Annotated in this window: 12 protein-coding genes; 6 read left to right on the top strand and 6 right to left on the bottom strand. The window is 37.8% G+C overall.

Going from position 1 to position 10,581, the window contains the following annotated elements; genetic code table 11:
* Positions 1 to 2: 2 nt before the first annotated feature.
* The 5 genes from CDG56_RS06910 to CDG56_RS06890 all read left to right on the top strand — a co-directional run bounded on the left by CDG56_RS06910 (position 3) and on the right by CDG56_RS06890 (position 4,447).
* Complete coding sequence (locus CDG56_RS06910; RefSeq protein ID WP_087547371.1) at positions 3 to 542, top strand: pilin; 540 nt, start codon at positions 3 to 5, stop codon at positions 540 to 542.
* 155 nt (positions 543 to 697) lie between these two features.
* A complete protein-coding gene (locus tag CDG56_RS06905; protein WP_413772782.1) occupies positions 698 to 1,237 on the top strand; it encodes a pilin in 540 nt (179 codons plus the stop codon).
* 201 nt (positions 1,238 to 1,438) lie between these two features.
* On the top strand, positions 1,439 to 1,969 hold the full coding sequence (locus tag CDG56_RS06900; RefSeq protein ID WP_087547369.1) for a pilin: 531 nt from the start codon (positions 1,439 to 1,441) through the stop codon (positions 1,967 to 1,969).
* 24 nt (positions 1,970 to 1,993) lie between these two features.
* Complete coding sequence (tfpZ, locus tag CDG56_RS06895) at positions 1,994 to 2,737, top strand: TfpX/TfpZ family type IV pilin accessory protein (protein ID WP_087547368.1); 744 nt, start codon at positions 1,994 to 1,996, stop codon at positions 2,735 to 2,737.
* A 75-nt stretch (positions 2,738 to 2,812) separates the two neighbouring features.
* Positions 2,813 to 4,447: a PglL family O-oligosaccharyltransferase gene (locus CDG56_RS06890; RefSeq protein WP_087547367.1), complete on the top strand. Its 1,635-nt coding sequence runs from the start codon at positions 2,813 to 2,815 to the stop codon at positions 4,445 to 4,447.
* A gap of 53 nt (positions 4,448 to 4,500) precedes the next feature.
* On the opposite strand, the gene bfr is transcribed toward CDG56_RS06890, so the two are convergent.
* The 6 genes from bfr to gmk all read right to left on the bottom strand — a co-directional run bounded on the left by bfr (position 4,501) and on the right by gmk (position 9,449).
* Complete coding sequence (bfr, locus tag CDG56_RS06885) at positions 4,501 to 4,965, bottom strand: heteropolymeric bacterioferritin subunit Bfr (RefSeq protein ID WP_005156520.1); 465 nt, start codon at positions 4,963 to 4,965, stop codon at positions 4,501 to 4,503.
* A 265-nt stretch (positions 4,966 to 5,230) separates the two neighbouring features.
* Positions 5,231 to 5,425, bottom strand: coding sequence for a bacterioferritin-associated ferredoxin (locus CDG56_RS06880; RefSeq protein ID WP_004660183.1), 195 nt, complete (start codon positions 5,423 to 5,425; stop codon positions 5,231 to 5,233).
* A 172-nt stretch (positions 5,426 to 5,597) separates the two neighbouring features.
* Positions 5,598 to 5,987, bottom strand: a complete 390-nt coding sequence (locus CDG56_RS06875; protein WP_087547366.1) for a RidA family protein — start codon at positions 5,985 to 5,987, stop codon at positions 5,598 to 5,600.
* Between the two features lie 172 nt (positions 5,988 to 6,159).
* Complete coding sequence (locus tag CDG56_RS06870) at positions 6,160 to 8,268, bottom strand: RelA/SpoT family protein (RefSeq protein ID WP_087544211.1); 2,109 nt, start codon at positions 8,266 to 8,268, stop codon at positions 6,160 to 6,162.
* A gap of 208 nt (positions 8,269 to 8,476) precedes the next feature.
* Positions 8,477 to 8,755 carry a DNA-directed RNA polymerase subunit omega gene (rpoZ, locus tag CDG56_RS06865; protein WP_004660187.1) on the bottom strand — a complete coding sequence of 93 codons (279 nt, stop codon included), beginning with the start codon at positions 8,753 to 8,755 and terminating at the stop codon, positions 8,477 to 8,479.
* Positions 8,756 to 8,825: 70 nt separating this feature from the next.
* Positions 8,826 to 9,449, bottom strand: a complete 624-nt coding sequence (gmk, locus tag CDG56_RS06860; protein WP_004660188.1) for a guanylate kinase — start codon at positions 9,447 to 9,449, stop codon at positions 8,826 to 8,828.
* 102 nt (positions 9,450 to 9,551) lie between these two features.
* Here gmk and ispH point away from each other — a divergent pair, with 102 nt between their 5' ends.
* On the top strand, positions 9,552 to 10,502 hold the full coding sequence (gene ispH / locus CDG56_RS06855; protein WP_087547365.1) for a 4-hydroxy-3-methylbut-2-enyl diphosphate reductase: 951 nt from the start codon (positions 9,552 to 9,554) through the stop codon (positions 10,500 to 10,502).
* Positions 10,503 to 10,581 lie beyond the last annotated feature (79 nt).

The raw sequence follows: 10,581 nt of genomic DNA, 5'->3' as shown, positions 1-10,581 counted from the left end.
CAATGCAAAAGGGTTTTACTCTTATCGAATTGATGATCGTTGTAGCGATCATTGGTATTTTGGCTGCAATTGCACTTCCTGCTTACCAAGACTATACAGTGCGTACACGTATCACTGAAGGTTTGGGTCTTGCTGAATCTGCAAAATCAGCGATTCAAACTGACGGTTCTGCATCTGCGGCGGATCTTACTCGTACTGCAAATACATGGAATGCTCAGGCAGCAGGTACAGGTGCTAACTCTAAATATGTGAACTCTGTTCAAATGAATGCTGGTACTGGTTTAATTACTATCGTATATAACGATCAACAAGTTGGTTTGGCTGCCGGAGAAAGAACGATTACTTTAACGCCATGGGTACGTAGTGGTGCTGCAGGTGCTGGTGAATCATTAGCTGCTGCAATTGCTGCTGGTCGTACCGGTACAATTGACTGGGGTTGTGCTTCTGAAACAAATGCAACAGCTACAGCAAGTGGTATCACTGTAGTTGCTTTAGCTGGAGCAGGTGTACGTGCTAAATACGCTCCAGCAGCTTGCCGTTAATTAATACAATAAAGTTGTATTAATTGTATTCTTTTAAAGATATATGTTTTAAGTTAGAATCGTATAAGCCAAGGATCGGCATATAACATGTTAAACATAAACTAGCTGAACAAAGCTTGTAAAAATTTATACATTGGAGAAATGTTATGAAAGTAATGCAAAAGGGTTTTACTCTTATCGAATTGATGATCGTTGTAGCGATCATTGGTATTTTGGCTGCAATTGCACTTCCTGCTTACCAAGACTATACAGTGCGTACACGTATCACTGAAGGTTTGGGTCTTGCTGAATCTGCAAAATCAGCGATTCAAACTGACGGTTCTGCATCTGCGGCGGATCTTACTCGTACTGCAAATACTTGGAATGCCCAAGCTGCTGGTACTGGTGCGAACTCTAAATATGTAAACTCTGTTCTTATGGACGGTGGTACTGGTTTGATTACTATCGTATATAACGATCAACAAGTTGGTTTGGCTGCCGCAGAAAGAACGATTACTTTAACGCCATGGGTACGTAGTGGTGCTGCAGGTGCTGGTGAATCATTAGCTGCTGCAATTGCTGCTGGTCGTACCGGTACAATTGACTGGGGTTGTGCTTCTGAAACAAATGCAACAGCTACAGCAAGTGGTATCACTGTAGTTGCTTTAGCTGGAGCAGGTGTACGTGCTAAATACGCTCCAGCAGCTTGCCGTTAATACATTCCTAAAAAATGCAGCCTTAGGGCTGCTTTTTTTTATTCAAAATAAATGATTAGATGTAATAAAAATACGAATAAAGTGACGTTTTAGGTTACCTTCTTTTTTTTTGATAAATATAAGTTGCTGTAAAATAAAATTTTAATTTATGGTACGCTTTTTGATTGTAAAATAATAATAAATGGGATTATGGGGTGGAGTATGCAAAAGGGATTCACACTGATTGAGTTGATGATCGTTGTTGCAATTGTGGGTATTTTGGCTGCAATAGCAATGCCTGCGTATCAGGATTATACGGTTCGTACTCGTGTCGTTGAGGGGATTGGTTTGGCTGATCAAGCAAAACAGGCAATATCGATTGAAGCGATTATTTCGGCAGCAGATTTACAGCGTGTAGCGCAAGCTTGGAATGCACAAGCTGTAGGTACTGGGGCAAATAGTAAATATGTGAATAGCATACAAGTTGATGAAGTGACAGGTGAAATTGAAATAACATTTAACCCGACTCAAGTTGGTATTGCTGCAACAGAAAATACGTTGATGCTGAGCCCTTATATTCGGGCAACCAATGGTAATGCACTAACTTTATTGGCTGCTTTGACTGCAGGTCGCAGCGGATCAGTTGACTGGGCTTGTTCATCGCAAACACAACAATCTGCTATAATGCAAGGCATGCCAGGAGCAACGTTAGGTACAATTCAGCCAAAATATGTTCCAGCAGCATGTAGGTGATTTTAGAAGGAATTTAATTAAAAAATGCAATCAGCAAAGACAAAATTTGTTATAACGCACTTATTTTTTTCATTGTGTGTTGCATTGTGCGTCGTCGTACTTATTTTTGTTTTTTGGTACCCGTTGCCTTTGAATAAAGCGACTGGAGTCACGCATATTTTTTTAATGATGCTCGCAATAGATATTGTTTTAGGTCCCTTTTTTACTTGGTTGGTTTATAAAGAAGGAAAAAAGACTTTAGTATTTGATTTAGTAGTTATTATTTTGATCCAAATCGCTGCACTGGGTTATGGAATTTATAATATTGCACAAGGGCGTCCAGTATGGATTGTGTATAGTGTTGATCGATTTGATCTTGTTAGGAATAATGAGCTTTATACAAAAAATATTGACCATGCTCAAAAAAAATATCAACAAACATCTTGGTTAACACCACAGTTTGCAGCAATTGAGTTTTCGAAAGATCAAAAACAACGTAATGCAGATATGTTTGATGAGGTATTGGGTGGGGTTGATATTTCCCAACGACCAGAACGTTATGTAGCGATTGATAAAGCTAAAGTACAAATTCAGAAACGAGCGCAAGATTTGGTATTATTATCGAAATATAATGATCCTGATTCTGTAAAAAAGATATTAAATAAATATCCAAAAGCAAATGCTTTTGTTCCATTAAAAGCAAATGCAGTAGATATGACTGTGTTAATTCATAAAGAAACTGCCGAGGTAATTGAAATTGTAGATTTACGACCTTGGAAATTAAATTAAATTTATTCGATTTTGAAAATTTGTTTAAATGAGCTTCGATGTATAATCTATCGAAGCTCATTTTTTTATGTCGATATGCAAATTCTTTGTAGTGTAGTTGCAGCTTTGCTGATTAGTTTTGCTTGGCTGTCACCATTTCATACCTATCCCTGGGTGACATTTTCCAGTGAGCTAGCAAGCTTCGGAGCTGCTTTGGCGTTACTGGGTGTTCTGCTCAAACAAAATATTAAAATTCCTAAACCACAACTTATGATGTTGCCTTTGCTTTTGATTCCTGTATTTCAATGGCTATTTGGAGTCGTTCCAGATTTTAGTGTGGCATTGCTAAGTTTTTCATATGTTTTTATGTTTTGGTTGATGATGATAGGTGGGTATAACCTGTCCTCTACATCTCAAAATCGTGAACGCTCCATGCAAGGGTTGAGTTATGTGGTGTTAAGTGTTGCTTTTATAAGTAGCTTGATTGCGATTGTTCAATGGTTGAATCTAGAGTCAAACTTTAATTGGGTTATTCAGCTCAAAGGCAACCGCCCATATGCCAATTTTGGTCAACCCAATAATTTAGCTACATTTTTGATTATAGGTTTAATGGGTGCATTGTTCTTATATGAAAAGCATAAAGCATCTTTATGGCTGCTTATTCCATCAAGCTTATCTATCTTATTTGCGATTTGCTTAACACAATCACGGACTTCCTTGCTAGTCTGTATTTTTATTTGTATCTATTGGGTGATTAAGCAATATAAGAATAAACCAAGGCTTAATTTTATTAAGTTATTTGGTTGGGCTGCTACTTATTTTTTAATTGCGGGCTATTTATTGCCTATTATCGCACAAGTCATGACGACAAGTGTTGGAGAGGCGGTAACCCATACAGCATCACTAGCACAACGTGCAGGTTCAGGGCATGAGCGTCTTGGGATGTGGATGCAAATTATACATGCCATAGGTGAGCGTCCGTGGTTTGGTTATGGCTGGAATCAAACAAGTGTCGCGGTTGTGGAAAGTATTCATTTTAATACCGTACAAGTTTGGTTTAATAGCGCGCATAATATCGTGTTAGATCTTTTGGTTTGGAATGGTTTGCCATTAGGCTTTTTAATTATTGCGTACTTTGCGATTTGGTTATTTTGGTTAAGTAAAAATGCAAAAGATACAATTTCGATTGTGGCAATATTGATGGTGAGTGCAATTTTGATGCATGCGATGTTGGAGTTTCCGCAGCGCTATGCTTACTTTTTATTGCCAATGGGTTTTTTGTTGGGGTTAATTCAAGCTCAAACGCCAAATTTAAACGGTGTTAGCTTACATCGAAATATTATTCGTTGTGTATGGCTCGTTTCTCTGATTGTCTTACTTTTGATTTGGCGAGATTACAAACTGTTCCAAGAGAATAGTAAATTGGTTTTTAAGCAAAAAACAGTTTCAGAAGAGATATTCGGTAGTTCTAAAATATTGATACTTACTCAATTTCAGCAAAGATTAGATTGGATTGCTTTAAAGCCTCAGACATTGATGTCTGATTCAGATCTAAGCGTAATTGGCGAAATGGTTGAAAATAAGGCCACACCTTATAATTTAAAAAAATATGCACAATTACTTGTTTATAATCATAAGCTTGATGAAGCGGAGCAACAATTATTTGTTTTACAACAATTGTATAAGCAAAAAATAAGTTTGGCAGAAATTATGGAATTAAATAATAAATAAAGTTGTAAAATTCATCTACTTTATCTTTTAAGGGATAAAGTAGATGACATGCTTTAAATTTGGCTTTGGATATAGTTTTCGATGCCAACATTTTCAACTAAATCAAGTTGTGTATCGAGCCAATCCCAATACTCTTCTTCTTTCTCTAAAATTTCCTGAACTAAATCACGTGTAACGTAGTCTTGTTGTGCTTCAGCAAGTTCAACAGCTTGTTTAATCGCTTCAATGTTTTCTTTTACTTTACGAATGTCACAATTGAGGACTTCGATGGTATGTTGCCCAATATACAATTTACCTAGATGCTGTAAATTAGGTAGGCCTTCTAAGAATAAGATCCGTTCAATGACTTTATCCGCATGCTTCATTTGACGAATTGATTCTTTATATTCAGCGGAGCCAAGTTTTTCAATTCCCCAGTCATTAAACATACGAGAGTGTAAAAAATATTGGTTAATTGCAGTTAAATGGTGATAAAGCACCTGATTCAGTTGATTAATCACGTCTCGATTGCCTTTCATTGCACTTACTCCATAACACCATGATGCCCTAGTTTTTAAGGCAATTTATATGATTTTAATCAACAAATAATAATCTGACGAGTGGTTTATAGAACGGCAAATGAAAATCACAATCAAAATACGAAAAGCATTTTGGATTCGTACTAGAGTGAATAACTGAAATAAAAAAACCGCTTATCTGAGGAATGGTTAAAGTTCGACAAGAAGCAGTGTAGTCGTAAACAAATCGTTAAATGAGATTGTTGAGATATTGGATTAATTTAGATTATGCGGCAACTGAAATGCGAGCAGCTATTTCTGCGAGCTCATCACTAATAATAGAACGGGCTTCGGGTGCACAACGACCACAGCAAGTGCCCAAGTCGAGTAAATCACGAATTTCACGATAACTTTCAGCGCCGTTTGCAACAGCGTCTTTGATATCTTGATCTGTGATTCCACGGCATAAACAGACATACATGGGAGTGATCCACAAATATTAATGCGATAATTGATATTATTGATAATTGTTATCGTTTGTCAATGAATTTCATTCTTAGAGTGAATATATTCTTATTGAGAATTTGAATAAAAAAATACCACCTGATCGGTAGTATTCTTTCTTTATTTTATCTATTTGATAAATATCGCATTTAATTCTGTATTGGAATAATAACAATACCATCCATTTCGACTAATGCACCTTTAGGTAGGCTTGCGACACCCAAAGCTGCACGAGCTGGATAGGGCTGGGCAAAATATTCGCCCATAATTTGATTCACCAATTGGAAGTGAGAAAGATCTGTAAGGAAGATATTCAATTTAGCGATATCTGCTAAGCTGCCACCTGCGGCTGCACATACTGCTTTTAGATTGTCGAATACACGACGAATCTGAGCCTCAATACCTTCTACAAGTTCCATACTGTATGGGTCTAAGCCAATTTGACCTGAAAGATAGAGCGTATTGCCAACAAGAATTGCTTGAGAATATGTTCCGATAGCAGCAGGGGCGTGTTCAGTATGAATAACTTGACGTGACATTAAGCTCTCCTATGTCATTGTTTCTATCTTAAACAATGTGACTTTAACACAAAAGTTTGGCTCCGAAACGGTCGAATACTGCTTAGTCGCAATTGTTTGCAAATGATTCATTCGCTTTAAGAATAAGGAATCTTTTAATTTTAGGTCTGGGTGAACATCGTCTATTAAACGATTAACTGACTTTGGCAACCTCTGGTTGGGCGATTGGCATATTTAATCGTTCAATCCGTGGGAAGCCAAAATGCATGCGTAAATCACGAATAATTTGGGCAATTTGATTTCGATTGCTCACGACTATATTCACATAGGTTTTCTGGTCTTGTGAATAGACCATTTCTACGCCTGTTTTGGCCTTTCGGCATTGATAAATCAGGTCAGAAATTTGTTCGTCACTCATCGTCATATGAATACATAAGAAAGCACTAAAGCGAACATCATCAATTTCTTCTGATTGCCAGTGTAAGGGCATAATGTTTTCAGGATGGAGGTGCTGTTCATGCAGTAAATTACGGCAGCGTGAACGGTGTACGATTAAACCACGTCGAGATAAATGTCCCTGAATTGGATCGCCAAGCACAGGATTGCAACAGTGTGCATATTTTACATCAACACCCTCAGTTCCTAAAATCAAGCGATCAGAAGTTTCATGATGCTGAGAATGGTAATCTTGAGCAAATAAATGATTTGCAACCAATTGAGGTAATAAATCCCCAACTGCGATTTGTTCAAATAGCGTATCTTTATTAGCTAAATGTCGCCACTCAAGTACACTAATCCAGTCTTCTGCTGAAAGGTCATCTATAGAGCGATGAAATAGTTTTAAAGCGCGATTAAGTGCTTGTTGACCGACAAGACGTTGCTCATCAATGTCTTGTTCTCTTAACAAATTCTGTAATGCACGGCGTGCTTTTTGAGTATTAATAAAACTGAGCCAATCTGGATTCGGTGTTGCTAATACGTCTGTGATAATTTCAACTACTTGTCCGCTATGCAATGGGGTTGAAAGAGGACGAATTTCACCATCCACTTTTGAGCCAACGGCATGATTGCCTAAAAACAGGCTGGCTGAGTAGGCGAAGTCGACGACAGTCGCGCCTTGAGGAAGTTCATGTAATTGGCCGTGTGGCGTATAGACCCAAATTTTTTCCTGATGTAAATAATCAAGTAAGTCACTAAAAGTGGTTTTTGCACAATCACTGTCTATGAGCGTATTTAGGTTCTGCATCGAAGCTTGAATTGCCGAACGGCATGCTTGAGGTGCATTCTCCCCGAGTACTACACCAAAACGAGCAGCTTTACGCATTAATTCGGTTTGGATCGTCAAAGATAATGTTGTTTTTTCACCTTTTAGCTTAATCATTAATGATTGATTACCACCCGGTAATGGGCGGCGAATATAATCGTTATATTGTAAAACTTGGAAATTATCTTTTAATGCTTCAACGAGACGATCACAGTCTGCAATGCTATTTAAAATAATTTCAAAGGCATGGCTATGACTGAGCTCATTTAAATCAATTTCACTTTTTACGAAATGACGTAGTAATTCAATATTATTATTTTTCTTTTTAATACGACCTTGTAGATTATATTTTTTAAGCAAATCTGATAATTTTTGCTCCCATACTGCTTGGTATTCACAACGTTTGGGTTTGGTTTCTAATAATGCGGCTTGCACATCATTAAACATGTCCAAATCAAGATTTTGATAACATAAGTGTTCTAGGTTATCGGCCATTTCATTCATACCGACTAAACGTGCCATAGGTACGAAAATATCAAAGGTTTCTTGCGCGATACGTGCTCGTTTATCTGGACGTAATGCGCCTAAAGTTGTCATATTATGATAGCGATCTGCGAGTTTAATAATAATGACACGTGGATCTTGTAAGGTGGCTTGTAGAATTTTGCGGAATGATGCCGCCTTATTATATTCCTTATCACTAGAGTGGCTGAGTTTGGTCACACCATCAACAAGTTCGGCAACGACAGATCCAAATTTTTCACCAATCTCATCTTTGCTAAATTCGGTATCTTCAATGACATCGTGTAATAAAGCTGCCATAAGCGTCTCTGCATCTAAACGCATATGCGCCAGAATGCAACTCACAGCAATAGGATGAAGAACATAGGGTTCACCGCTTTTTCGCGTAATACCACTATGTGCTAAATCAGCAAAATCGCAGGCAGCAAGTACACTCTGAATATCACTATCTTTGAGATAGGCTTCAATAATGACCTTGAGTTGTTGCTTGGCTTGGCTGACCTCTTCGCCTGGCATAAAACACCTTTTATAACATGAATTCAGGAATAAATAAGACTAGCTTCTAATGAAAAGCATATTGTGAAACTTGTCAATTTGTTCATTAGAAAAACTCGTAAATTTTTTCAATGAAATATATTGTTTTTACCAATATAGCACTGAAATTTTCAACAAACAAAAAAGCCCAGTGTATTCACAATGGGCTTTTAGACAAAGCAAATCAAATTTAGAAAGAGAAGCCTTCTAAATTTAATGAGTTTGTAGACAACACCATATCAAGATTTGAAGTCTGATAATCTTGATCGCGTTGTTTTAAAATTTCTTTAGTGACATGACCTGCCGCAATTTCGCGTAATGAAACGACTGTTGGTTTATCATTATCCCATTCTACAGTTGGTTCCATACCTTGACGTGCTAATTGGCGTGCACGTTTACTCGCTACCAGTACTAACTCAAAACGGTTATCTACGTGGTCTAAACAATCTTCAACGGTTACACGTGCCATAAGTTGTCTCGTTTGAACATTACATTTGAAAAGACTAAATAGTATAAAAGGCTTTTAAATAAGACTCAAGTTATTCGCGATTAAGGGTGATTAACTTTTCAATTAATTGCTGGTGACGAGCACTTTGCTGTAAGGTGACTAAACGATTTGCTGTAATAATTGCTTCTAAATCATGAACAGCTTTATTGAAATCATCATTGATGATGATGTAATCGAAATTTGCGAAATGACGCATATCTTCTACAGCACAACTTAAACGATGTTCAATTACTTCAACTGAATCTGTTCCGCGATTAGATAATCGTTGTCTTAAATCATATTGAGTTGGCGGTAAGATAAAAATCTGTTTTGATTCAGGAAAAAGTCGACGAACTTGATCGGCACCCTGCCAGTCAATTTCGAGTAACACATCATGACCTTGTTGTAATTGTTCTTTGACTTTGGCTTGAGATGTACCGTAGTAATTACCAAATACTTCTGCATACTCAATAAAACCACCTTGTTCTACTTGAGCTAAAAAAGTTTCAGTATCAGTAAAATGATAGTGAACACCATCAAGTTCACCAGGGCGTTGACCACGTGTAGTATGAGAGACAGAAACGTGTAAATTGCTGACTCGATCGAGTAGGGCTTTAACGAGAGATGTTTTGCCTGTTCCTGATGCCGCAGAAACGACAAACAATAGACCCGACATGATATTTTTCCTGATATGATAAAATATCTTGGCTATTGTAGTGTAGCGTGCCATTAAACGAAATAGTTTGGCATAAATATTCAGGTGATAAGAGAGGATGTTATGGAAATTGTATTGGCCAATCCGCGAGGTTTCTGTGCTGGTGTTGACCGTGCGATAGCAATCGTCAATCGTGCACTAGAATGTTTTAATCCGCCAATTTATGTCCGTCATGAAGTGGTGCATAACAAGTTTGTGGTTGATGATCTACGTCAGCGTGGTGCTGTTTTTGTAGATGAGCTTGATCAGGTTCCTGATGATTCTATTGTGATCTTTAGTGCTCATGGTGTTTCAAAAGCGGTACAACAAGAAGCAGATCGTCGAGGTCTAAAAGTATTTGACGCAACTTGTCCTTTAGTGACTAAAGTACATATTGAGGTCACGAAATATGCCAGAGAAGGAACGGAAGCAATCTTAATTGGGCATGAGGGGCATCCTGAAGTTGAAGGCACAATGGGGCAATATGATAAATCTGGTGGTGGAAAGATTTATTTGGTTGAAGATGAAGAAGATGTTGAAGCTTTGGTGGTTGAGCATCCTCATAAAGTTGCATTTGTCACTCAAACGACGCTTTCGATTGATGATACGGCTAAGGTCATCGATGCCTTAAGAACAAAATTTCCTAATATCCAAGGTCCGAGGAAAGATGACATTTGTTATGCCACTCAAAATCGTCAAGATGCCGTACGTGATTTGGCGGAACAATGTGATGTAGTGTTGGTAGTAGGTTCTCCGAATTCATCGAATTCAAATCGCTTACGTGAGCTAGCCGAGCGGATGGGTAAATCTGCTTATCTCGTGGATAATGCTGATCAGCTTGAAAAAGAATGGTTTAAGCACGAAAGTAAAATCGGTGTGACTGCAGGTGCATCTGCACCAGAGATACTAATCAAACAAGTGATTCAACGGTTACAAGATTGGGGTGCAACCCCTCCTAAAGAGTTGGATGGACGAGAAGAAAATATTACGTTTAGCTTACCTAAAGAGTTGCGTATTCAGGTGATACAAGCCTAATTCCTATACAAAAATGTGAACTAGAAACGGATAGGGTACAGCCTATCCGTTTTTTTATGGAGTTTATCTGCTTTGTATT

It is taken from the genome of Acinetobacter sp. WCHA39, assembly GCF_002165385.1.
GTDB lineage: Bacteria > Pseudomonadota > Gammaproteobacteria > Pseudomonadales > Moraxellaceae > Acinetobacter.
This window is presented reverse-complemented; position numbering and strand designations above follow the sequence as displayed.